At 61.7% G+C, this 23,394-nt stretch carries 20 protein-coding genes; 14 read left to right on the top strand and 6 right to left on the bottom strand.

Going from position 1 to position 23,394, the window contains the following annotated elements; all coding sequences use genetic code 11:
* The first annotated feature begins 67 nt into the window (after positions 1-67).
* From PspS35_RS27285 to rarD, 5 genes are all read left to right on the top strand, one after another.
* Complete coding sequence (locus PspS35_RS27285; RefSeq protein ID WP_159937526.1) at positions 68-805, top strand: ComF family protein; 738 nt, start codon at positions 68-70, stop codon at positions 803-805.
* Positions 806-858: 53 nt separating this feature from the next.
* A complete protein-coding gene (locus tag PspS35_RS27290) occupies positions 859-1,623 on the top strand; it encodes a TOBE domain-containing protein (RefSeq protein ID WP_159937527.1) in 765 nt (254 codons plus the stop codon).
* 79 nt (positions 1,624-1,702) lie between these two features.
* The gene (locus PspS35_RS27295; protein ID WP_159937528.1) at positions 1,703-3,601 is read left to right on the top strand and encodes a PhoX family phosphatase; all 1,899 of its coding nucleotides are present in this window, start codon (positions 1,703-1,705) and stop codon (positions 3,599-3,601) included.
* Between the two features lie 251 nt (positions 3,602-3,852).
* Complete coding sequence (locus PspS35_RS27300; RefSeq protein ID WP_159937529.1) at positions 3,853-4,827, top strand: serine/threonine protein kinase; 975 nt, start codon at positions 3,853-3,855, stop codon at positions 4,825-4,827.
* A gap of 22 nt (positions 4,828-4,849) precedes the next feature.
* Positions 4,850-5,734 carry an EamA family transporter RarD gene (gene rarD, locus PspS35_RS27305; protein ID WP_159937530.1) on the top strand — a complete coding sequence of 295 codons (885 nt, stop codon included), beginning with the start codon at positions 4,850-4,852 and terminating at the stop codon, positions 5,732-5,734.
* Between the two features lie 111 nt (positions 5,735-5,845).
* Here the strand turns inward: rarD and PspS35_RS27310 are convergent, their stop codons facing one another.
* Positions 5,846-6,358 (bottom strand): ACT domain-containing protein, encoded by a 513-nt coding sequence (locus PspS35_RS27310; protein WP_150760211.1) that lies wholly within the window; start codon positions 6,356-6,358, stop codon positions 5,846-5,848.
* A 266-nt stretch (positions 6,359-6,624) separates the two neighbouring features.
* On the opposite strand from PspS35_RS27310, the gene PspS35_RS27315 reads away from it, so the two are divergent.
* A complete protein-coding gene (locus PspS35_RS27315) occupies positions 6,625-8,802 on the top strand; it encodes a malate synthase G (RefSeq protein WP_159937531.1) in 2,178 nt (725 codons plus the stop codon).
* A 109-nt stretch (positions 8,803-8,911) separates the two neighbouring features.
* Here the strand turns inward: PspS35_RS27315 and PspS35_RS27320 are convergent, their stop codons facing one another.
* Positions 8,912-9,358 (bottom strand): response regulator, encoded by a 447-nt coding sequence (locus tag PspS35_RS27320; protein WP_159937532.1) that lies wholly within the window; start codon positions 9,356-9,358, stop codon positions 8,912-8,914.
* A gap of 269 nt (positions 9,359-9,627) precedes the next feature.
* Between PspS35_RS27320 and PspS35_RS27325 the strand changes: the two genes are divergently transcribed.
* The 8 genes from PspS35_RS27325 to PspS35_RS27360 all read left to right on the top strand — a co-directional run bounded on the left by PspS35_RS27325 (position 9,628) and on the right by PspS35_RS27360 (position 18,580).
* Positions 9,628-11,550 carry a putative nucleotidyltransferase substrate binding domain-containing protein gene (locus PspS35_RS27325; protein ID WP_174244844.1) on the top strand — a complete coding sequence of 641 codons (1,923 nt, stop codon included), beginning with the start codon at positions 9,628-9,630 and terminating at the stop codon, positions 11,548-11,550.
* The gene (locus tag PspS35_RS27330; protein ID WP_159937534.1) at positions 11,547-12,254 is read left to right on the top strand and encodes a 3'-5' exonuclease; all 708 of its coding nucleotides are present in this window, start codon (positions 11,547-11,549) and stop codon (positions 12,252-12,254) included. Before PspS35_RS27325 ends, PspS35_RS27330 begins: the two co-directional genes overlap by 4 nt.
* Before the next feature lie 238 nt (positions 12,255-12,492).
* Positions 12,493-13,011, top strand: a complete 519-nt coding sequence (locus PspS35_RS27335; protein WP_159937535.1) for an RNA polymerase sigma factor — start codon at positions 12,493-12,495, stop codon at positions 13,009-13,011.
* A complete protein-coding gene (locus PspS35_RS27340) occupies positions 13,008-13,976 on the top strand; it encodes a FecR family protein (protein WP_159937536.1) in 969 nt (322 codons plus the stop codon). The genes PspS35_RS27335 and PspS35_RS27340 overlap by 4 nt, the downstream gene beginning before the upstream one ends.
* A 152-nt stretch (positions 13,977-14,128) precedes the next feature.
* The gene (locus tag PspS35_RS27345) at positions 14,129-16,567 is read left to right on the top strand and encodes a TonB-dependent siderophore receptor (protein ID WP_159937537.1); all 2,439 of its coding nucleotides are present in this window, start codon (positions 14,129-14,131) and stop codon (positions 16,565-16,567) included.
* A 64-nt stretch (positions 16,568-16,631) separates the two neighbouring features.
* Positions 16,632-17,735: a PepSY-associated TM helix domain-containing protein gene (locus tag PspS35_RS27350; protein WP_159937538.1), complete on the top strand. Its 1,104-nt coding sequence runs from the start codon at positions 16,632-16,634 to the stop codon at positions 17,733-17,735.
* The gene (locus PspS35_RS27355) at positions 17,732-17,920 is read left to right on the top strand and encodes a hypothetical protein (protein ID WP_159937539.1); all 189 of its coding nucleotides are present in this window, start codon (positions 17,732-17,734) and stop codon (positions 17,918-17,920) included. The genes PspS35_RS27350 and PspS35_RS27355 overlap by 4 nt, the downstream gene beginning before the upstream one ends.
* Before the next feature lie 30 nt (positions 17,921-17,950).
* Complete coding sequence (locus PspS35_RS27360; RefSeq protein WP_159937540.1) at positions 17,951-18,580, top strand: glutathione S-transferase N-terminal domain-containing protein; 630 nt, start codon at positions 17,951-17,953, stop codon at positions 18,578-18,580.
* Between the two features lie 686 nt (positions 18,581-19,266).
* Here the strand turns inward: PspS35_RS27360 and creD are convergent.
* The 4 genes from creD to PspS35_RS27380 are packed head-to-tail and all read right to left on the bottom strand — an operon-like array spanning position 19,267 to position 23,309.
* A complete protein-coding gene (gene creD, locus PspS35_RS27365) occupies positions 19,267-20,640 on the bottom strand; it encodes a cell envelope integrity protein CreD (protein ID WP_159937541.1) in 1,374 nt (457 codons plus the stop codon).
* A 51-nt stretch (positions 20,641-20,691) separates the two neighbouring features.
* Positions 20,692-22,131 carry a two-component system sensor histidine kinase CreC gene (creC, locus tag PspS35_RS27370; protein WP_159937542.1) on the bottom strand — a complete coding sequence of 480 codons (1,440 nt, stop codon included), beginning with the start codon at positions 22,129-22,131 and terminating at the stop codon, positions 20,692-20,694.
* Complete coding sequence (creB, locus tag PspS35_RS27375) at positions 22,131-22,799, bottom strand: two-component system response regulator CreB (protein ID WP_159937543.1); 669 nt, start codon at positions 22,797-22,799, stop codon at positions 22,131-22,133. Before creB ends, creC begins: the two co-directional genes overlap by 1 nt.
* A 9-nt stretch (positions 22,800-22,808) precedes the next feature.
* A complete protein-coding gene (locus PspS35_RS27380; RefSeq protein WP_159937544.1) occupies positions 22,809-23,309 on the bottom strand; it encodes an ATP-dependent zinc protease in 501 nt (166 codons plus the stop codon).
* Positions 23,310-23,394: the final 85 nt, after the last annotated feature.

A 23,394-nucleotide genomic window follows, 5' to 3' on the forward strand; every position in this document is an offset into this window, starting at 1 on the left:
CAAGCGCTGCGGAAAGGACAATACCCACAGGCGCGACACGGATGCTCGGCATATTTAAGGAAGAATCATGCACTGTCAACCTGGATACAAACATGAGGTTTACATCTGGTCAAAAAACACCCAGACGTGTTTAATCTGCGATGAACCGGCGCAAACAGCCGATTGTGTGTGCAACGTCTGCGAAACCGAACTGCCCTGGCTTATGGAGCAGTGCGAAGTCTGCGCCCTGCCCTTGCCGATGGAGGGTTTGATCTGCGGTCAATGCCAGCAACACACACCAGCGTTTAAACAGGTGATCGCCCCATGGTCCTACAGTTTTCCAATCGACAGCCTGATAAGCCGTTTCAAGCACGCGGCACACTGGCCACTCGGGCACATGCTGGGACGCTTGATGGGCCACTACCTGCACCATCGCTTCGACAATACCGGACTCGCCCGGCCGGACCTGTTGTTGCCGGTGCCCATGGCTCGCAAACGCCTGCGCGAACGGGGCTATAACCAAGCGCTGATGCTCACGCGCTGGCTCAGCACCGACCTGGACATACCCTACGATGAACACCTGTTGTTACGCCCCCATGAAACCGTCGCGCAACAAGCCCTCGACGCCAAGACCCGCAAACGCAACCTGCTCCACGCCTTTGCCCTGGCAACCGATGCCCAGGTGCAAGATCGCCACTTCGCCGTGGTGGACGACGTACTCACCACCGGCGCCACCGCCCACAGCCTGGCGCAGCTATTGATCAACGCCGGCGCACGACAAGTGGATGTGTACTGCCTGGCCCGCACGCCCAAGCCTGGCACTTGACTCTCACGCCTCACCGCCGCAACGTCCGCTCACTCCCAACACAGCGTATGCCCATGTCTCTACCGACCTTGCTCAGCCAACATATCGTCCGTCGCCCTCAGCGTATCGCCTTGCTGGCGCATATCGCCGAACAAGGCTCCATCACCCGCGCCGCCAAAAGCGCCGGCTTGAGCTACAAGGCCGCCTGGGACGCCATCGACGAGCTGAACAACCTCGCGCAAAAACCGTTGGTGGAACGCAGCGTCGGCGGCAAAGGTGGCGGCGGCGCCAAGCTCACGACGGAAGGCGAGCGAGTGTTGCGCCTCTATCAACGTTTGCAAGTGCTGCAGGCCCAAGTGCTGGGCTCGGACGAAGCGGCCAGCGACTTCAACCTGCTCGGCCGCCTGATGCTGCGCACCAGCGCCCGTAACCAACTGCACGGCCAGGTCGTCGCGATTGAACGCCATGGCCGCAACGACTTGATTCACTTGCAACTGGCGGGCGGGCTGAGCCTTGCCGCACAAATCACCTGCGACAGCACGCAACGCCTGGAGTTGGAGATCGGCGTGGAGGTCGTCGCACTGATCAAGGCCGGCTGGCTCGAACTGCTGGCGCCGCAGGGCATAGCAACACTTGGACACAATTGCATGAGCGGGACAGTGGACGCCATTCTCGACGCCGACGACGGCCCCAGCGAAGTCCGTATTGCCCTCTCCAGCGGCCAGGTGTTATGCGCCTTGGCGCAGCCCGACGCGCTCAAGGCGCTGGACGCCGCCGAAGGGCGGGCGATCCAGGTGCAATTTGCCCCCAGCCAGGTACTGCTCGGCACGCCGGTCTGAGCGGCAGAGTTCTTCAAACTGCAACAACTTCGTCACACCCGCTCCTTATGGTGTCTGCAAAAACCGCAGGGAGCCTGAGATGAGCCTATTAGAAGAAAACCAAGCCACCGACCTTGAACAGATGGTCGGCCTGACCCGCCGCCGCTTCATCGGCGCTGGTGCCCTGTGCGGTGCAGCGATGTTCCTGGGCGGCAACCTGCTCAGCCGCAGCGCCCTGGCCGTGAACGCCGCCTCCGCCAGCCCGCTGCTGGGGTTTGCCAGCATCGCCGCCGCCACCAGCGACACCATCACCCTGCCACCGGGCTACAGCGCTTCGGTGCTGATCAGTTGGGGTCAGCCGCTGCACAACAATGCCCCGGCGTTCGACCCATCCGGCAACGGCACGGCCAAAGCCCAGGAGCAGCAGTTCGGTGACAACAACGACGGCATGAGCCTGTTCGCCTTCCCCGGTGACGACAACCGCGCGCTGATGGCGATCAACAACGAATACACCAACTATCGCTACCTCTACGCCCACGGCGGCGCGCCGCAATCGGCCGAAGACGTGCACAAGGCCCAGGCCAGCGAAGGCGTGTCGGTGATCGAAGTGCGGCGCAAGGGCGACACCTGGCAGTTCGTCCAGGACTCTCGCTACAACCGCCGCATCCACGGCAACTCGCCGATCCGCCTGACCGGCCCCGCCGCCGGCCACGACTGGCTCAAAACCAGCGCCGACACGTCGGGCACAAAAGCCCTCGGCACCTTCCAGAACTGCGCCAACGGCAAGACACCGTGGGGCACTTACCTGACGTGTGAAGAGAACTTCACCGACTGTTTCGGCAGCAGTAACCCGCAGCAAACCTTCGACGCCGGGCAAAAACGCTACGGCGTGGTAGCCGCCAGTAAAGAGATCAACTGGCACCTGCACGACCCACGCTTCGACATGGCCAAGAACCCCAACGAACTGAACCGCCATGGCTGGGTGGTGGAAATCGACCCGTTCGACCCGCAATCCACCCCGGCCAAGCGCACCGCCCTGGGCCGCTTCAAGCACGAGAACGCGGCCCTCGCTGAAACCCGCGACGGCCGCGCCGTGGTGTACATGGGCGACGACGAACGCGGTGAGTTCATCTACAAGTTTGTCAGCCGCGACAAGATCAACCACAAGAACCCCAAGGCCAACAAAGACCTGCTCGACCACGGCACCTTGTATGTGGCGATCTTCGATGCAGGCGATGGCGATGCCGACCATCCCAAGGGCAAAGGCCAGTGGGTCGAGCTGACCTTTGGGAAAAACGGCATCGACGCCAGCACCGGTTTTGCCAACCAGGCCGAGGTGCTGATCCACGCGCGCCTGGCCGCCAGCGTGGTCAAGGCCACACGCATGGACCGCCCGGAATGGATCGTGGTCAGCCCCACCGACGGCCAGGTCTATTGCACCCTGACCAACAACGCCAAGCGCGGCGAAGACGGCCAACCCGTCGGCGGCCCCAACCCACGGGAGAAGAACGTCTACGGGCAGATCCTGCGCTGGAAGACGAATGCCGATGACCACGGTGCGGCGGACTTCAACTGGGACCTGTTTGTGGTAGCCGGCAACCCTGGCGTGCACGCCGGCAAGCCCAAGGGCGGCTCGTCCAACATCAATCCGCAGAACATGTTCAACAGCCCCGATGGCCTGGGTTTCGACAAGGCCGGGCGCCTGTGGATCCTCACCGACGGCGACTACAGCAACGCGGGCGACTTCGCCGGCATGGGCAATAACCAGATGCTCTGCGCCGACCCGGCGACCGGCGAAATCCGTCGCTTCATGGTTGGGCCGGTGGCCTGTGAAGTGACGGGGATCAGCTTTTCGCCGGATCAGAAGACGCTGTTTGTAGGGATTCAGCATCCGGGGGAAACCGGGGGTTCGACTTGGCCGGAGCATCTGCCTAACGGCAAGCCGCGCTCGTCGGTGATGGCGATTCGGCGCGATGATGGTGGGATCGTCGGCGCCTGACACCCCGCTATCGGGGCATAGGTATCTACACAACTCTTAAAGGCTGACACATAACTCTGTGGTGAGCGGGCAAGCCCGCTCACCACAGAAGCCTGATTGCCATAGATTCCGTATTCACTGGAAGTTGTGTAGATACCCATGGCTATCGGGGGCTTGCCCCCGATGGCAATGGCACAGCCACCACCTATCTCAAGCCCGGTGCGTTACCATACCCAGCCGGACGCGGCGCCCTGCTGCCCGCAGGAGTTCCCATGGCCCATCCGTTTGAAACCCTCACCCCTGATCTGGTGCTCGATGCCGTCGAAAGCATCGGCTTCCTCAGCGATGCTCGCGTCCTGGCGCTCAACAGCTACGAAAACCGCGTATATCAGGTGGGCATCGAAGACTCCGAGCCGCTGATCGCCAAGTTCTATCGCCCCCAGCGCTGGACCAACGACGCGATCCTTGAAGAACACCGCTTCACCTTCGAACTGGCCGAATGCGAAGTGCCGGTCGTCGCGCCAATGATCCACAACGGCGAAAGCCTGTTTGAACACCAAGGTTTCCGCTTCACTTTGTTCCCGCGCCGGGGCGGTCGTGCGCCGGAGCCGGGCAACCTCGATCAACTGTATCGCCTCGGTCAATTGCTCGGCCGTTTGCACGCCGTGGGTTCCACCCGCCCGTTCGAACACCGCGAAGCCCTGGGTGTGAAGAACTTCGGTCACGATTCGCTCAACACCCTGCTTGAAGGCAATTTCATTCCCAAAAGCCTGCTACCGGCCTACGAGTCCGTGGCCCGCGACCTGCTCAAGCGTGTGGAAGAGGTGTACAAGGCCACGCCGCACAAGAACATCCGCATGCACGGCGACTGCCACCCCGGCAACATGATGTGCCGCGACGAGATGTTCCATATCGTCGACCTGGATGACTGCCGCATGGGCCCGGCCGTACAGGACCTGTGGATGATGCTCGCCGGTGATCGTCAGGAATGCCTGGGGCAACTGTCGGAATTGATGGACGGCTACCAGGAGTTCCACGACTTCGACCCGCGTGAGTTGGCGTTGATCGAACCATTGCGCGCCCTGCGCCTGATGCACTACAGCGCCTGGCTGGCGCGGCGTTGGGATGATCCGGCGTTCCCCCATAGCTTCCCGTGGTTCGGCAGCGAACGCTATTGGGGTGACCAGGTGCTGGCGCTGCGTGAGCAACTCTCAGCGCTCAACGAAGAACCATTGAAACTGTTTTAACTGCTAGAACAAGGACTCTGCAATGCACGCCGCCAACCCCCGCAAGGGGTACATCCTGGGCCTCAGCGCCTATGTCATCTGGGGCTTGTTCCCGCTCTACTTCAAAGCCATCGCCAGCGTACCCGCCGCCGAAATCATCGTGCACCGCGTGCTGTGGTCGGCGCTGTTCGGCGGCTTGCTGTTGATGGTGTGGAAGCACCCCGGCTGGTTCCGCGAGCTGCGCGACAACCCCAAGCGCCTGGCGATCCTGGCCCTCAGCGGTTCGTTGATTGCGGGCAACTGGCTGACGTATGTGTGGTCGGTGAACAGTGGGCGCATGCTGGAAGCGAGCCTGGGTTACTACATCAACCCGCTGGTGAATGTACTGCTGGGCATGCTGCTCCTCGGCGAACGCCTGCGCCGCCTGCAATGGGTGGCCGTGGGGCTGGCCGCGGTGGGTGTGGCGCAACAGGTCTGGCAGGTGGGCAGCTTGCCGTGGGTGTCGCTGGTGCTGGCGTTGACCTTCGGCTTCTACGGCCTGATCCGCAAACAGGCCCCGGTCAAGGCACTGCCGGGGCTGGTGGTGGAAACCTGGATGCTGGTGCCGATTGCCGTCGCGTGGCTGCTGTTCAACCCGACCGCCCACAGCGCACAGCTTGAGTTCTGGAGTACCTCTGAAGCCTGGTGGCTGGTCGCCGCAGGCCCGGTGACGTTGATCCCGCTGGTGTGCTTCAACGCCGCCGCGCGGCATTTGCCCTACACGGCGCTGGGCTTTTTACAGTACGTCGCGCCGACCCTGGTACTGCTCGAAGCCGTGCTGTTGTTCGGCGAACACCTGGCCCCCAGCACGCTGATCGCCTTCGCCTTTATCTGGGCCGGCCTGCTGGTCTACAGCGTGGATGCCTGGTTGACGGTGCGCAAACGCTGATCAAATAACGTACAACCTACTGCAAGCCACGGCTGCCGTGGCTTGCAGGCATTCACCCCAAGGTTATCCACAGGCCCATGCAAGTTTTCCATGCATAACCCTGTGGACAGATTATTCCTCGTTACGCAGCTCCACCATCAAGTCATCCGCCAAGGTTTCCAGGGATAGCTGCAAGCTCTCCAGGGACAACGACGGCGGCACCTGCAACAACGCTTCGGCGGTGAACAGCGGGTCGCCACTCATGGGGGCCGGGCGCACATCCGTGCTCAAGCGCTCCAGGTTCACGCCTTGCTGGCTCAACAATGCCGTGATCTCACGCACGATGCCCGAACGGTCATTGCCCACCAGCGTCATCACAATCGGTTTGGACGCCGAAGCCTGCCCGGTACTGCCCTCACCCACCAGCACGCGAATGCCGTGTGTGGATAAGTCCTCCAGCGCCCCCAACAATGCCTGACGGCTTTCCGCTGGTACGCTGACCCGCAAGATCCCGGCAAACTGCCCGGCCATATGGGCCATGCGGCTTTCCAGCCAGTTTCCCCCATGGGCGGCAATATTCTGCGCGATGCGCTCGACCAGGCCGGGTTTGTCGGCGGCGATAATTGTGAGTACAAGATGGTCCATGGCGAAGCCCTCTGAATTCAATCTACAAAGTGGACCCGGGGGGCCCCGAAAACAAATCGTGTACCATTTTTATATTTATCTGGAACAATCCAATAGTTTTTTGAGAACATCCCGTTCTCCGCTGTGACCGTACGACCAAAGTGGGTCGCTAAACGACGTATTTAGTCTAATTTTCACAACCGCAAGTCATCATGTAGTATGCCCAACCGTGCACTACATAATGAAAATCTGAAAAAGCGCATAAGCTCCGCAGAGTGAGGCAAGCAATGACTGAACACGTTCAAGTCGGTGGCCTGCAGGTCGCCAAAGTCCTGTTCGACTTCGTGAACAACGAAGCCATTCCCGGTACCGGCATTACTGCCGACCAGTTCTGGGCCGGTGCCGACAAGGTCATTCACGACCTGGCGCCGAAGAACAAAGCCCTACTCGCCAAACGCGACGATTTCCAGGCGCGCATCGATACCTGGCACCAGACCCACGCCGGCCAGGCTCATGACCCGGTGGCCTACAAAGCCTTCCTGCAAGACATCGGATACCTGCTGCCAGAAGCCGCAGACTTCCAGGCCTCGACCCAAAACGTCGATGACGAAATCGCCCGCATGGCCGGCCCGCAGCTGGTGGTGCCGGTGATGAACGCCCGCTTCGCCCTCAACGCCTCCAATGCGCGTTGGGGTTCGCTGTACGACGCGCTGTATGGCACCGACGCCATCAGCGAAGCCGACGGCGCCGAAAAGGGCAAGGGCTACAACAAGGTGCGTGGCGACAAGGTCATCGCCTTCGCCCGCGCCTTCCTCGACGAAGCCGCGCCGCTCAGCGCCGGCAGCCATGTGGATTCCACCGGTTACAAGATCGTCGACGGCACGCTGATCGTCAGCCTCAAGGGCGGCAGCAACAGTGGCCTGCGTAACGATGCCCAGTTGATCGGCTTCCAGGGCCCTGCGGCCGAGCCGATTGCGATCCTGCTGAAACACAACGGCCTGCACTTCGAAATCCAGATCGACGCCAGCACCCCGGTCGGCCAGACCGATGCCGCCGGCGTCAAAGACGTGCTGATGGAAGCCGCGCTGACCACCATCATGGACTGCGAAGACTCCGTCGCCGCCGTCGATGCCGATGACAAAGTGGTGATCTACCGCAACTGGCTCGGCCTGATGAAGGGCGACCTGGCCGAAGAAGTGGCCAAGGGCGGCAAGACCTTCACCCGGACCATGAACGCCGACCGCGTCTACACCGGCGTGGACGGTCAGGACGTGACCCTGCATGGCCGTTCGCTGTTGTTCGTACGCAACGTTGGCCACCTGATGACCATCGACGCGATCCTCGACAAAAACGGCGATGAAGTGCCGGAAGGCATCCTCGACGGCCTGGTCACCAACCTGGCAGCGGTCCACAGCCTCAACGGCAACAACACCCGCAAGAACAGCCGCACCGGCTCGGTGTACATCGTCAAGCCCAAGATGCACGGCCCGGAAGAAGCCGCGTTCACCAACGAGCTGTTCGGTCGCATCGAAGACGTGCTGAACCTGCCGCGCAACACGTTGAAAGTCGGGATCATGGACGAGGAGCGCCGCACCACGGTCAACCTCAAGGCCTGCATCAAGGCGGCCAGCGAGCGCGTGGTGTTTATCAACACCGGCTTCCTCGACCGCACGGGCGACGAGATCCACACCTCGATGGAAGCAGGCGCAATGGTGCGTAAAGCAGCCATGAAAGCCGAAAAGTGGATTGGTGCCTATGAAAACTGGAACGTCGATATCGGCTTGAGCACTGGCCTGCAAGGTCGTGCACAGATCGGTAAAGGTATGTGGGCGATGCCCGACTTGATGGCGGCGATGCTCGAACAGAAAATCGCCCACCCACTGGCCGGTGCCAACACCGCCTGGGTGCCGTCGCCTACGGCGGCTGCGCTGCATGCATTGCATTACCACAAGGTCGACGTATTCGCCCGCCAGGCCGAACTGGCCAAGCGCGAACGCGCCTCGGTGGACGACATCCTGACCATTCCCCTGGCCGTCAACACCGACTGGTCCGAGGAAGAAATCCGCAATGAACTGGACAACAACGCCCAGGGCATCCTTGGCTACGTGGTCCGCTGGATCGACCAGGGCGTCGGCTGCTCCAAAGTGCCAGACATCAACGATGTGGGCCTGATGGAAGACCGCGCCACCCTGCGCATCTCCAGCCAGCACATCGCCAACTGGCTGCGCCACGGCATCGTCAACCAAGACCAGGTGATGGAAAGCCTCAAGCGCATGGCGCCGGTGGTGGACCGTCAGAATGCCGGGGACGCGTTGTACCGCCCACTGGCTCCGGATTTCGACAGCAACATCGCGTTCCAGGCAGCGGTGGAGCTGGTGATTGAGGGGACCAAGCAGCCCAACGGCTACACCGAGCCGGTGTTGCACCGTCGGCGTCGGGAGTTCAAGGCTAAAAACGGCCTGTAAATGAAAAAGCCCTGATCGAGAGATCAGGGCTTTTTCTTTGGGGCTGTGGTGGCTGGACTGGCCTCATCGGGGGCAAGCCCCCGATGAGGCCCTCAACCCCGCCACAAAATCAGGGCACCATCCCCAACTCACGCTTGACCAGCTTCGCCAACTTCACGCTATCAATCGGTTTAAGCAAAAAGTCCACCACACTCAAATGCATCGCATCGATCACGTCCGGCGCCTCTGCGTCCCCGGACATGATGATGATCGGCAACGCCGCACGGGTCGACTGGCGCACCTTGCTGATCAATTCCAAACCGTTGCTGGGCGCCATGCGCAGGTCGGTGATCAACAAGCCGATGGAGCTGCTGGAGTTCAACAGGGCCCATGCTTCCTCACCACTGTGGGCAGTCATGCAGCGAATGCCATCCAGCCCCAGGATCTCCGCCAACAGTTCCCGTGCGTCTTTGTCGTCATCGACGATCAACACACGTTGTGGCGGCAAATCAGGCTCCAGCATCACGGCGCTCAGCGCCTCGCGCTCAGCATCACTCAAAATATCGTGGTCGGACATACGGTTCTCAGCAGTTCTCATCAATCTCCCAGCACACTCGTCAGACATCTGCGGAAGGGCGATCAATGTGCACTTCGTCGGAAAGTTTGCCTAGTGGGCGTTCTACGGGGTTTGGACGATATTCATGTAAGGTTTTTCCCTAGCTGCGCGCTGTTTTCATCGACAGCTGCGCGCTGTTTTCATCGACCTAGACTTACGTCCAATGGGCACCCATCGCGTAGGAGTCGACCATGCAGGACGATAACGACAAAAAAACTGCGGTCACTGTTATGAGTAAAGCTGATGCTTTCACGCAGGCGGGTAAAACCGCCGTATTGCAGAACATCCACGGCACCCTGCAATTCCTGCAACGTTTCCCGCCCTTCAACCAAATGGAAAATGCACACCTGGCGTTTTTGGTTGAACAGTGCCAATTACGCTTCTTCGGCCCCGGCGACAGCATTCTTAAGCCGTCGGGCGGGCCGGTGGAGCACTTTTACATCGTCAAGCAGGGCCGCGTCGTGGGCGAACGGCCGGACTCGGCAGAAACCACCTTCGAAATCACCACCGGCGAGTGCTTCCCCCTCGCCGCGCTGCTGGGCGAACGGGCCACGCGCACCGAGCATAAAGCCGCCGAAGACACCTTCTGCCTGCAACTGAACAAACCGGCCTTTATCAAGCTGTTTGCCCTCTCCAACCCGTTTCGCGATTTTGCCCTGCGGGGCGTCAGCAGCCTGCTGGATCAGGTCAACCAGCAGGTGCAGCAAAAAGCCGTGGAAACCCTCGGCACGCAATATTCCTTGAATACCCGCCTGGGTGAATTGGCCATGCGCCACCCGGTGATGTGCACGCTGGATACGCCGCTGCGCGAGGCGGTGACGCTGATGCACGAGCAGCAAGTGGGCAGCATTGTGATCGTCGACGCGCACCAGGCGCCGCTGGGGATTTTCACCCTGCGCGACCTGCGCCATGTGGTGGCCGATGGCGTCAGTGATTTCAGCCAGGGTATCGCTGCGCATATGACCCAGGCCCCGTTCTTCCTGACCCCGGACCACAGCGCCTTCGACGCCGCCATCGCTATGACCGAGCGGCATATCGCCCATGTATGCCTGGTCAAGGATCAGCGCCTGTGTGGCGTGGTGTCCGAGCGCGACTTGTTTTCCCTGCAACGGGTCGATCTGGTGCACCTGGCCCGCACCATCCGCAACGCGCCTCGGGTGGAGAACCTGGTGGCGATTCGCGGCGAGATTGGCCAGTTGGTCGAGCGCATGCTCGCCCACGGCGCGTCATCCACCCAGATCACGCATATCATTACGCTGCTTAACGACCACACCGTGTGCCGGGTGATCGAGTTGACCCTCGCCGAAAAAGGCGACCCCGGCGTGCCGTTCAGTTGGTTGTGTTTCGGCAGCGAAGGCCGGCGCGAGCAGACGCTGTACACCGACCAGGACAACGGCATCCTGTTCGAGGCCAAGGACGCGGTGGACGCCGCCGAGATTCGCCAGCGGTTGCTGCCCCTGGCGCAGCAGATCAACCAAAGCCTGGCGCTGTGCGGGTTCAGCCTGTGCAAGGGCAATATCATGGCCGGCAACCCCGAGTTGTGCCTGTCGCGGGCGCAATGGGCGCAGCGGTTTGCAGCGTTTATCCGCGAGGCGACGCCGGAGAACCTGTTGGGCTCGAGCATCTATTTCGACCTGCGGGTGGTGTGGGGCGATGAACAGGGTTGCGAGCACTTGCGCCAAAGCGTTCTGGATCAGGTCGCGGATAACCGGCTGTTCCAACGCATGCTTGCCGAGAACGCCTTGCGCCAACGTCCGCCGGTGGGACGTTTCCGTGAATTCGTGCTGACACGCAAAAACGGTGAAAAGGCCACGCTCGACCTCAAGGTGCAGGGCCTCACCCCGTTCGTCGATGGTGCGCGCCTGCTGGCCCTGGCCAATGGCATTCACGCCAACAACACCCTGGAGCGCCTGCGCCAACTGGTGCTCAAGGACGTCATCGAACCGCTGGACGGCGCCGCCTATGAAGAGGCGTACCACTTCATCCAGCAAACCCGCATGCAACAGCACCAACTGCAAACCCGCGAGAACCAACCGTATTCCAACCGTGTCGATCCTGACAGCCTCAACCACCTGGACCGGCGCATCCTGCGCGAATCCCTGCGCCAGGCCCAACGCCTGCAAAGCAGCCTGACGTTGCGGTATCAACTGTGAGTCTATTCGACTGGCTACGTACGAAAAAACCAGGCCTCGATGCCGCACAACAACGGCGCCTGGAGCAACTGCCCAAACCCGCGGCATTGGGCGACAGTTCTCTGCGGACCCAGCGTTGGGTGGTGTTGGACCTGGAAACCAGCGGCCTGAACCTCAACCGTGACCAGGTGCTGTCCATCGGCGCAGTGGTGATCGAAGACGGCGCGGTGGATTTTTCCCAGTTGTTTGAACGCACTTTGCAACGTGCGCATACAAAACTCAGCCCCAGCGTGTTGATCCATGGCCTGGGCCCCAGCGCCATCGCCGCCGGCAGTGACCCTGTCGAGGCGTTGCTGGACTTCATGGCGTTCGTCGGCGACAGCCCATTGCTGGCCTTCCATGCGCCGTTCGACCAGCACATGCTCGGCCGCGCGCTCAAGGACAGCCTGGGTTATCGCCTGGCCCATCCGTTCCTCGATGTAGCCGACATCGCCCCACTGCTGTGCCCCGAGGCGCATATCCGCGAAGCGGGGCTGGACGATTGGATCAACCATTTCAATCTGCACGTGGGCGAACGCCATCACGCCAGCGCCGACGCCCTGGCCACGGCGGAGTTGATGCTGATTCTGTTCAGCCGTGCGCGACAGCAGCACATCGACACGCCTCACGCGTTGCAAACGCGCCTGAGCCAATGGCAACGCCGCAAACAAGCGCCCTCTTTCTAAATACTTGGGGTAACCGAACTTCCCGTGGTGAGCAAAATTCCTGTGGTGAGCGGGCTTGCCCCGCTCACCACAGAACTCCCCCCACCACAAAGAGCCCGTCTCACCAGCCAACGCTCATCTTTCAATCAGATGTCATTAAGCCTTCAACCCGACGGACGCCAATTGCGCCCGCCCCACGCCTCTGACACAATCGCGAATAATTCTCGTTAGTTTAAACTCTTGTTTATTCGGTGATGCCTTGTCGTCGGCCCAGAACCCACACAGTGAGCTTGTTGGCGCCTTGTATCGCGACCATCGTGGCTGGCTGTTGGCCTGGCTGCGGCGCAATGTGGCCTGCCCGAGCCGTGCCGAAGACCTGAGCCAGGACACTTTCATGCGCCTACTGGGCCGTGACGAGTTGCGCGAACCCCGCGAGCCTCGGGCGTTTCTGGTGGCGATCGCCAAAGGCTTGCTGTTCGACTACTTCCGTCGCGCCGCCCTGGAACAGGCCTACCTCACCGAATTGATGCTGATCCCGGAAAGCGAACATCCGTCCCCGGAAGAACAGCAACTGATCCTCGAAGACCTCAAGGCCATCGACCGCCTGCTCGGCAAGCTGTCGAGCAAGGCCCGCGCCGCCTTCCTCTATAACCGCCTCGACGGCCTGGGCCACGCAGAGATCGCCCAGCGCCTCGGCGTGTCGGTACCCCGTGTGCGCCAGTACCTGGCCCAAGGCATTCGCCAGTGCTACATCGCGCTGTATGGCGAACCGTCGTGAGTGCGATCAGCGCCAAGCCGGTCTCGGCCCGTGTGCTGGATGCGGCGATTGCCTGGCAGCTGTCCCTGGACTCCGGCGACGGCAGCGCCGTGGAGCGTGAAGAGTTCAGCAAATGGTTGGCCAGCCATGAGGAGCACGCCCGCGCCTGGCGCCAGTTGGGCATGCTCGATCAGCGCTTCGGCGTGGCCTCGGGCCCAGCGCGGGCGGCGTTGTTGCAGTCGCGTGAAGGCATTCGCCAACGCGTGCGAAAGCTCGGCACTGGCCTGGCAAGTATCGCGCTGGTGTGCGGTTTGGCATTGTTTGCCGGCGAGCGTTATGTGCCGATCCACTATTGGCTGGCCGACCAGCGCACCGCCACTGGCGAACAGCGCACGCTGAAACTGGCCGATGGCACGCAGATCAACCTCAACACCCACAGCGCCATCGACGTGCGTTTTGATGAAAAACGCCGGCTGATCGTGTTGCAGGAAGGCGAAATCCTCGTCGAGACCGGCCATAACGATGCGCGCCCGTTCTATGTGCAAACCCGCGACGGCAGCCTGCGGGCGCTGGGCACGCGGTTTATCGTCAAGCGCGAGGAGGACGCCACGCGGTTGAGCGTCTTGCAGTCAGCGGTGGCTGCACAGCCAGAGGCGCTGCACCAGGAACAGATTTTCAAGCAAGGCCAGCAAGTGCTGATGCGCAGCGACGGCCTCGGCCCAGCGCTTGCGGTTACCCCCGCTACCGACGCGTGGACGCGCGGCATGCTGGTGGTGGACAACGCCCGCCTGGGCGACGTGGTGGATGAGCTCAGCCGTTACCGCACCGGTTATCTGGGTGTGGATAAAAACGTGGCAGACCTGCGCATCACCGGTAGTTTCCCGCTGCACGACACCACCCTGGCGCTCAACGCCCTGTTGCCGACCCTGCCAGTGCGGATCGAGCAGCACACGCCGTGGTGGGTGACGGTCAAGGGTAAGCCGTAGGTTCTGTGGTCGCTGAGCGATCGCTATCGGGGGCAAGCCCCCGATGAGGCTCTCAAGCCCCCACAAAAAATATTTTCACCTGGCCCTATCACTTTTCGATTCTCGTTCGGCACCTAGGCAATTGAGAAATATTTCCATTCAGGAGCCGCCCCATGTCCCGCACGCTAGACACCTTGTTGCGCCCCAGCCTGTTAGCCGTGGCCATTGCCCTCAGCGCCCCGCTGGCCAGCACCTCGCTGTTCGCCGCCGAACAAGCGTCCAGCGTGCGCGCCTACGACCTGCCAGCGGCGCCACTGGCCACGACCCTGAACCAGATCGCCAGCCAGGCCGGCCTGGCGCTGACCCTCAACCCGGCGCTGGCGTCGGGCAAGACCTCGGCACCGGTCCAGGGCCAGTTCGATGCGCAGGGCGCCCTGCGCGAGGCGTTGCGTGGGACTGGGTTGCAGTTGGAACAGGGTGGTGCAGGGACGTTTACCTTGGTGGCGATTCCCGAGGGTGTTGTGGCGTTGCCAGAGACCAGCATCATCGGCCAGGGCGGTTATGAAAGCGCATGGGGGCCGGTAGACGGTTATGTCGCCACGCGCACAGCGGCTGGCACCAAGACCGATACTCCCATCGCCGAACTGCCTCGCTCGGTCACGGTGATCACGCGCCAGCAAATGGAAGACCGCTCCGTTCTCAACCTCAACGATGCCCTGCGCTACACCGCTGGCGTGCAGAGCAGCGGCTACGGCTCCGACTCGCGCAGTGACTGGCTGCTGGTACGCGGTTTTGTCCCAACCCAATTCCTTGATGGCCTGCCATTGCCCAAAGGCAACTACGCCACGCCCAAGATCGACACCTGGAACCTGGAGCGCATTGCCGTCCTGCGGGGCCCGGCCTCGTCGGTCTACGGGCAAACCCCACCCGGCGGTTTGCTGGATATGGTCAGCCGCCGCCCCCAGGCCGAAAGCTCGAACGAAATTGAAGTTCAAGCCGGCAGCAATAACCACAAACAGATCAACTTCGACAGCACCGGCAAGATCGACGACGAAGGCCAGTTCCTCTATCGCGTCAGCGGCGTGGTACGCGACAGCAATACCGCCGTCGACCACATCCCGGACAAGCGCTACAACGTCGCACCCAGCCTGACGTGGAATATCAACGACGACACCAAGCTCACGCTACTAACCCAGTTCACCCGCGACGATACGGGTATTACCGGGCAGTTCCTGCCACTGCAAGGCACCAAGTTGAGTTCACCGGCTGGCAAGATTTCCCACCACAAAAACCTGGGTGATCCGGACTGGGAATTCTATGACCGCACTTACTACGCACTGGGTTACGCGTTCGAAACGCGCCTGAACGACACCTGGCAGTTCCATCAAAACCTGCGTTACACCAAGAACGACCTGTCCTTCCAGGGCATTACCGCCGGTGGCGCGTTCTTTTCGAATGGCCCTGAAGTTGCCGTTGATGCCGATGGCAACGTGAGTCGTTCTGCTGGCAAGGTCGATGAAAACATCGGCCAATTCGCCATCGACAACAACTTCCAGGCTGACTTCAAGACCGGCGCAATCAATCACACCCTGCTGCTTGGCCTCGACCACCAGCGCTCCGACAGCGATGCGCGCTGGTTGTGGGGCTCGGCGGGCGTGCCGACCATCAACTTCAACCGTCCGGTGTATGGGCAGGACTTCTCGAAAGTCACCTACTTCACCATGTACGACTACAACCAGAAGACCCAGCAGACCGGCCTCTACCTTCAAGACCAAATGGCACTCGACAACTGGCGCCTGACGCTTGGCGGGCGCGAAGACTGGGTCCATACCGGAACCACATTCCACAACCTCAACGACGCCACCAATACTCAGCGTGACAAGCATTTCAGCGGCAATGCGGCGTTGAGCTATGTCTTCGACAACGGCATCACCCCGTACCTGTCCTACGCCGAATCATTCCAGGCTGGCTCGGGTACACAAGTAGGCAGTACCGGGGCATTCAAGCCCACCGAAGGCAAGCAATATGAAGCCGGTATCAAATACCAGCCTCCAGGCACAAAAGCGTTGTTCACCGCTGCGGTGTTCGACCTGACCCAACAAAACACCTCGGTCACCGAAGGCAGCATCACTCGCCAAGTCGGTGAAGTACGGGTTCGTGGCCTTGAACTGGAAGCCAGCGCCGACGTCACCGAAAGCCTCAAGCTCGTGGGTTCCTATACCTATAACGACAGTGAAATCACCGAAGGCGTTGCGGCAGAAAAGGGCAATCGCCTGAACCAACTGCCTCGCAATCAGGCTACCGGCTGGGCCGATTACACCTGGCGCAGCGGCATGCTGGACGGCTTCGGGGTAGGCGCAGGCGTACGCTACGTCGGCGACACCTACGGCAATGCCGCCAACACCGATCTAGGTCATGTGGGCTCCTACACCGTATACGACGCCTCCGTGCACTACGACCTGGGCCGCGTAAACAGCTCCATGAAAGGCGTGACCGTGGCGGTCGACGCCAAAAACATCTTCAACAAGGATTACCTGTCGACCTGTGATGGCTTCTACTGCTACTACGGCGACCAACGTAACGTGGTCGCCAGCGTGAACTACAAATTTTAAGACGGTGAAAAACCGCTGATGAAGGGCCGCCTGAAATGCGGCCCTTTTGCCTTTTGGAGCCGTGATGAAAAGCAAAACCATCCGCCGCTGGTCCTTCATCCACACCTGGACCAGCCTGATCTGCACCGTATTCCTCCTGCTGCTCGCCCTCACCGGCCTGCCGTTGGTGTTTCACCATGAGATCGATCACCTGCTGGGCAATGAGCCCACGCTTGCGCAGATGCCCGCCAACGCGCCGCAGCTCAACCTTGAGCAGCTGGTCGCCAAGGCCCAGGCCCATCGCCCCGGCGAAGCCATGCAGTACCTGGCCTGGGACGAGGACGACCAGAACGGCGTGATCGCGATCATGGCTGCCACCGCCGGTACCGAGCCCAATTCGTCCCACACCTTCATGCTCGACGCGCGCACTGGCGACGCGGTGGAGATCCCCTCGGCCAATGGCGGCTTCACGCTGTTCCTGCTGCGTCTGCATGTGGATATGTTCGCCGGGCTGCCCGGCAAGTTGTTGCTGGCGTTCATGGGCCTGTTGTTTGTACTGGCGATCATTTCCGGCACGGTGTTGTATTTGCCGTTTATGCGGCGTTTGAAGTTCGCCACTGTGCGCCAGGACAAGTCCACCCGCCTGCGCTGGCTCGACCTGCACAACCTGATCGGCGTGGTCACGCTGACCTGGGCGCTGGTGGTGGGCGTCACCGGCGTGATCAGCGCCTGCGCTGACCTGATCATCGCTGCCTGGCGCCAGGACAGCCTCAGCGCGATGATCGAACCCTACAAGAATGCCCCGCCCCTGACCCAGCGTGCGCCAGCAACGCAATTGCTGACCATCGCCGCCAAGGCCGCGCCCGGCATGCAGCCGGACTTTATCGCCTTCCCCGGCACGCGCTTTTCCAGCGAGCACCATTACGCGGTGTTCATGAAGGGCAGCACGCACCTGACCTCGCACCTGCTCACCCCGGTGCTGATCGACGCCAGCACCCTGGCCGTCACGGCCATCGCCGAACGGCCGTGGTACATGGACGCCATGGGCATGTCCCAGCCGCTGCATTTCGGTGACTACGGCGGCATGCCGATGAAGATCCTCTGGGCGGTGCTGGATGTGCTGACCATCGTGGTGCTGATCAGCGGAATTTACCTGTGGATCGTGCGGCGCAAGGCGGGCAAGGCATGAAGCCGCGCCAGTCGAACTTCTGGAAAGTATTTGGCCTTCCGCTGGGGATTGGCCTGCTCAGCGCCGCCGGGTTGTTTGCCGCGTTGCTGGGTGACGGGCTGTGGGATTCGTTGAGTTGGGTGGGGTTGGGCATACCGGCGGCGATTGGCGCCTGGGGGTTGTTCAAGCGGCGCGCAACCCTCTAGGCTAGCCCCAGCCTATTCAGAGGAATGCCCATGTCCGCCCCCAGCATGACCTTGTTCCACAACCCCGCTTCGCCCTTTGTGCGCAAAGTCCGCGTGCTGTTGCTTGAGACCGGCCAGCAGGATCGCGTGGCCTTGCAAGTGTGCATGCCGACCCCGGTTAACCCGGACGCCCAACTGGTGCAAAGCAACCCCGTGGGCAAGATCCCGGCCCTGCGTCTGGCCGACGGCAGTGTGCTGCACGACAGCCGGGTGATCCTCGACTACCTCGACCACCAGCACGTCGGCAACCCGCTGATCCCCCGCGACGGCTCGGCGCGCTGGCGCCGCCTGACCCTGGCTTCGATGGCCGACGGCATCATGGATGCCGCCGTGCTGGTGCGTTACGAAACCGCCCTGCGCCCGCTGGAAAAACACTGGGCCCCGTGGCTTGATGAACAACGCCACAAGATCCGCCGCGCCCTTGCCGAATGGGAGCAGGATGCGATTGCCGAACTGACCAGCCACTTCGACATCGCCGCCATCAGCGCGGCCTGTGCCTTGGGTTACCTGGATTTTCGCCATCCGGACATGCAATGGCGGCTGGACAACCCCAAGCTTGCGGCCTGGTACACCGAGGTCAGCCTGCGCCCTTCGATGCAGCAGACCCAGCCACCGGTCTAGTAGACCGCTTGGCCCTCCTGTGGTGAGCGGGCTTGCCCCGCGCTGGGTGGCGAAGCCGCTCCAAAACCTGCCGTTGCGGTCTAGCGGGAGGAACTCATTGCCTGGAGTAGGGCTGCTTCGCAGCCCAGCGCGGGGCAAGCCCGCTCACTACAACTGCCCTTCGCCACACTGGAGGTACGAAACCGCCCTGCGCCCTTCGATGCAGCAGACCCAGCCACCGGTCTAGTAGACCGCTTGGCCCTCCTGTGGTGAGCGGGCTTGCCCCGCGCTGGGTGGCGAAGCCGCCCCAAAACCTGCCGTTGCGGTCTAGCGGGAGGAACTCATTGCCTGGAGTGGGGCTGCTTCGCAGCCCAGCGCGGGGCAAGCCCGCTCACCACAACTGCCCTTGGCCACACTGGCGTTACGAAACCGCCCTGCGCCCTTCGATGCAGCAGACCCAACCACCGGTCTAGTAGACCGCTTGGCCCTCCTGTGGTGAGCGGGCTTGCCCCGCGCTGGGTGGCGAAGCCGCCCCAAAACCTGCCGTTGCGGTCTAGCGGGAGGAACTCATTGCCTGGAGTGGGGCTGCTTCGCAGCCCAGCGCGGGGCAAGCCCGCTCACCACAACTGCCCTTCGCCACACTGGAAATAGCGCGTTGATTTTGCCCACCAACAGCGACCTCTCTTGCTGATCCTCGCGCAACCCAATCATTGTACTGCCTCCAGATCAAACTCCAACGGTTCAACCACCTTGCGCTTGCCGACCCCATACCAGTCCAGCTTACGCGTCAGCACCATCACCGTGCCCAGCAGGCCGAACAGCAACAGCGAGCCCATCAACAGCGCGTAATCCTCGGCACTCAACAGCCCGTACAGCAAGCCATACAGCGCCGCCAACCCCGCCGAAAACCCCAGGCCGTGGGCGACGCTGCGCAACACATGGCACACATAAAAGCCGATCAACATCACACAGGCACTGGCCGAAATCAGGTACGCCAAGGCAAAGCCCAAGTGCTCGGACAACGACAACAGCAGCAGGTAGAAAAACGCCAGTGCCACGCCTACCAGGGCGTATTGAATCGGGTGCACCGCCAGGCTCTTGAGCACTTCGAACAAGAAGAAGCCGGCAAAGGTCAGGGCGATAAACAGCAGCGCGTATTTGATCGCACGGTCGCTCTTGAGGTACTGGTCCACCGGGTCGATGAAGTTCACCCCAAAGCTGCGGCTGTTGAAGTCCTCACAGCTGTTTTCCGACAGGCAACCGCGCAGGGCTTCTTCAAGGTTGGTGGAGAAGAACGAGGTCTGCCAGTTGGCGGTAAAGCCTTGGTCGGTGACCTCGCGCTGAGTCGGCAGGAAGTTGCCGATAAAGCTCGGGTGCGGCCAGTTGGATGCGAGTGAGACCTGGCTGGTCTTGCCCACAGGTACCACTTGCAGTTGTTCGGTGCCTTGCAGGCGCAGGTCGAAGGCGAAGTCCATCGCGGCCGGCTTCTTGTTGTCCTGCGCCGGCAGTTCGACGTGTACCCCCTCCCCCAGCCAGCCCACCTGGCTGCCCGGCGAGAACTCCAAGCGCTGGCTGCCCATTTCCAGTTTCAACGCGTTTTCAATGCCGCGAATATCGCTGATGCCCACCGCGAGAAACGCCGGTTCAAAACGGTAATCGGCATAGTTCTCGGTGATGCCCCATTGCTGCGGCAGTACAAAACGCCCGCTGATGCGGTTGTCGGCGTGGAACAGCCGCGCTTGGTAAATGCCCCGTGCGCGCAGCTCGGTCTGCACCTTGCCGTCGAGCTCAAAACGCTCCGGCAGGAAGTACAAACGACCACGCACTTCACGGGTTTCTTCATAGCGCTTGTTGAGCTTTTCATTGAGCTTCCACTCGCGCACGGTCTTGCGATACGGCACCACCATCACCGGGCCGGTGAGGCGCTGGGCGTAGCTGGAGCTGCGGGCGATGTCCATCAATACGCCGTCGCGCAGTTGCTGGCGGTCGCTGATGATGCCGTTGATCATCAGCAACGGAATCAGCAACAGCAGGATCAGCAGCGCAATCGCGCCAAGTTTGAAAAGCAGGCTGCGGTTCATGGGTCTCTCCCTGTTTTGATGGAGGGAGAGTGAGCTGCGTGTGTGGGGGTTTTATGTGGGCAATGTGGAGACTGTGTGGAGATGCAGTTCCACGCGCACGCCACCAGGCACATTGCCGATCTGCAACGCGCCGCCATGCAGCTTCATCACTTCCTCGACAAAATTAAGGCCCAAGCCCGTGCTTTTGCGCCCGCTGACCGGGCGTGGCAGCGAATAAAAACGCTCGCTCAGGCGCGGCAAGGCGTAGTCGGGAATCGGCGCAGCCTGGTTGAACAGGCTGACCTGCACAGCGTTGTGGTGCGTCTGTGCGGCAAATTTCAACAGGCCGCCAGGCGGTGTGAAATCCAAGGCGTTTTCCAGCAGGTTGCCCAGTGCCTGGCGCAGTAGGAAGGGCTCGCCGAACACCTTCACATCCGCCGCAATCGTCTGCTCCACGTGCAAACCGGCGCTTTCGATCCGCGCACATTGGGCCTTGAGCACTTCGTCGACCAAGGCTGCGAGCGCGATACTTGCCTGCTCTTCCAGGCCCTGGCGCTGTTCCACTTGCGCCAGGTTCAGCAGCCGCTCGATCAACTGTTGCAGGCGCGCGCTTTCGCTGTCGATATTGCCAACAAAGCGCTGCTGCTGCTCGCGGCTCATATCGCCCTGCAACAACTCCGCCGCGCCGCGAATCGCCGCCAGCGGGCTTTTCAATTCGTGGGTCAGGGTGTGCACGTAATGCTCGACATAGGCCTTGCCTTCCAACTGCGTGCGCATGTGCTCCACGGCGGTGGATAACTGCTTCAACTCGCCACCGCGATAGTGAGGCAACTCGGCGCGCCGGCCTTCACTGACCGCCTCGGCATAGGCCGTCAGCCGCCGCAGCGCCACGCTCAACCACCACGACAGCAGCGCGCCCAGCAGCAGGCCCAGGATGACCAGCCCAGCGCCGTACCACAGCAGGCGCCGCTCTGTACGGTCGACGTAGGGCTGCAACGAGCTGTTCGGCTTGGCCACGGTGACCACGCCGATGATCTGGCCGTTGTCGCGGATCGGCGCGCCCACGTGCATCACGGATGAAGTGGCGTCATCCACTTCGCTGCGGGTGGAACGGGCGCCGTATTCGCCGCGCAGGGTCAGGTAGACATCGTTCCATTTGGAGTAGTCCTGGCCCACCGCTTCGCCCGTGGAGTCGAGCAGCACGATGCCCTTAGCGTCGGTGACATAAATGCGGTGGTTGACCTGGTTTTTCGGCAGGCCCCAGATGGTCGCGCCCGGCTGGCGGTTGCCGTAGGCCTTGAGCAACTCCGGCCAGTGGCTCTGGCCGAGGGTGCGGTTTTTGACGTCGTCGCGCAGGATCTCGGCCAACAGGTTGGCGGTGTCCACCAGGGTTTCTTCGGTGGACTGGCGCACGCCGGGGCGGATTTCCTTCATCACGGTGCTGAGCACAAAGTAACCCGTCAGGCCGATAAACAGCGCATACACCAGGAAAATCCGCAGCCCCAGGCGCATCAGCTATTGCTCGGGCTGTAGCTGTAGCCCAGGCCGCGATGGGTCTGGATCGGCTCGGCATCCGCCGCCACGCTACGCAGTTTGCTGCGCAGGCTTTTGATATGGCTGTCGATATTGCGCTCGTAGCCGGCATCCGCCGGTACGCCCACCGCATCGAGTAATTGCTCGCGGCTGAACACGCGTTCGGGTTGTTCCAGCAGGCTTTGCAGCAGGCGGAACTCATGCCGCGTAAGGCTCAAGGGTTGGCCGCGATAAGTGATCTGCATGCGCTCCAAATCGACCTGGAACACTGCCGGTGCAACACCGGGGCCGACCCGCTTGAGGATCGCCCGCACCCGCGCCGCCACTTCCCGAGGGCTGAACGGTTTGACCACATAGTCATCGGCGCCAATCTCCAAGCCCACCACACGGTCGATCTCAGCGTCCCGCGCACTGAGGAACATCACCGGCACTTCACTGAAGCGGCGCAATTGCTTGCAGGTTTCAAAACCGCTGATGTCCGGCAGGCCGATGTCGAGGATGATCAGGTCGGCAGGGGTCTGGCGCTGATGGGCCAGCGCCTCCTGGCCGAGGCTCAGCCAGGTGGTGGTAAAGCCCTCGCCTTGCAGGGCGAATAGCAGCGTGTCGGCTATCGCCGCTTCGTCTTCGACAATCAGGATGTGGGGCATTTGGGTCCGTCAGCAGTCCGGTTTGTCGGCAGTGTACCGACGAGCCGGGTTTACCGCTGCGCCAAATTCACGCAAGGCTTTAGCGCCGATCAGCAGTGGGTAGTTGAAGCTGCTGCGGTCGGTGAGGTTGACCTCGACCGTGCGCTTGACGTCGCCCAGGCACATTTCCAGGTCGATCACCGGGCGCTTGGCGACGCTGGCTTCGTCCTTGTCGTCGTCTTCGTCGGCGCGGCTCTTGATCTTGCTGATGCGCGAGACCTTGTGTTCGTAGACCTTGTTGGAGGCGTCCTTGCCGCCGAGGCGGAAGCGCACCCAATCGTCGCCATCACGGGTGAAGGTTTCGATATCACGGGCCGACAGCGAAGCAGTCAGCGCGCCGGTGTCCATCTTGGCCTTGAAGGTTTCACCGATCTCCGGCAGTTGGATGTATTCGTAGCGACCGTACAAGGTCGGTTCGGCGGCCATGACAGGCAGTGCGACGAGGGCAAGAGCGGCAAGGATAGATTTCACGTGGGTGGTTTCCTTGAATTAAGTAGGCGGATTCTAGACCGCAAAAGCGGCCGTTAGTTAGTCAACCCACCCTACCCGGCACATT

This window comes from Pseudomonas sp. S35, from assembly GCF_009866765.1.
GTDB lineage: Bacteria > Pseudomonadota > Gammaproteobacteria > Pseudomonadales > Pseudomonadaceae > Aquipseudomonas.

Bases quoted from the DNA above. Each gene is read 5' to 3' on its own strand.
- PspS35_RS27320 (WP_159937532.1), bottom strand. From the start codon at position 9,358: ATGTCCGACCACGATATTTTGAGTGATGCTGAGCGCGAGGCGCTGAGC.
- creC (WP_159937542.1), bottom strand. From the start codon at position 22,131: ATGCGCCTGGGGCTGCGGATTTTCCTGGTGTATGCGCTGTTTATCGGC.
- PspS35_RS27290 (WP_159937527.1), top strand. From the start codon at position 859: ATGTCTCTACCGACCTTGCTCAGCCAACATATCGTCCGTCGCCCTCAG.
- creB (WP_159937543.1), bottom strand. From the start codon at position 22,799: ATGCCCCACATCCTGATTGTCGAAGACGAAGCGGCGATAGCCGACACG.
- PspS35_RS27300 (WP_159937529.1), top strand. From the start codon at position 3,853: ATGGCCCATCCGTTTGAAACCCTCACCCCTGATCTGGTGCTCGATGCC.
- PspS35_RS27285 (WP_159937526.1), top strand. From the start codon at position 68: ATGCACTGTCAACCTGGATACAAACATGAGGTTTACATCTGGTCAAAA.
- PspS35_RS27345 (WP_159937537.1), top strand. From the start codon at position 14,129: ATGTCCCGCACGCTAGACACCTTGTTGCGCCCCAGCCTGTTAGCCGTG.
- PspS35_RS27360 (WP_159937540.1), top strand. From the start codon at position 17,951: ATGTCCGCCCCCAGCATGACCTTGTTCCACAACCCCGCTTCGCCCTTT.
- PspS35_RS27350 (WP_159937538.1), top strand. From the start codon at position 16,632: ATGAAAAGCAAAACCATCCGCCGCTGGTCCTTCATCCACACCTGGACC.
- PspS35_RS27315 (WP_159937531.1), top strand. From the start codon at position 6,625: ATGACTGAACACGTTCAAGTCGGTGGCCTGCAGGTCGCCAAAGTCCTG.
- rarD (WP_159937530.1), top strand. From the start codon at position 4,850: ATGCACGCCGCCAACCCCCGCAAGGGGTACATCCTGGGCCTCAGCGCC.
- PspS35_RS27295 (WP_159937528.1), top strand. From the start codon at position 1,703: ATGAGCCTATTAGAAGAAAACCAAGCCACCGACCTTGAACAGATGGTC.
- PspS35_RS27310 (WP_150760211.1), bottom strand. From the start codon at position 6,358: ATGGACCATCTTGTACTCACAATTATCGCCGCCGACAAACCCGGCCTG.
- creD (WP_159937541.1), bottom strand. From the start codon at position 20,640: ATGAACCGCAGCCTGCTTTTCAAACTTGGCGCGATTGCGCTGCTGATC.
- PspS35_RS27355 (WP_159937539.1), top strand. From the start codon at position 17,732: ATGAAGCCGCGCCAGTCGAACTTCTGGAAAGTATTTGGCCTTCCGCTG.
- PspS35_RS27325 (WP_174244844.1), top strand. From the start codon at position 9,628: ATGAGTAAAGCTGATGCTTTCACGCAGGCGGGTAAAACCGCCGTATTG.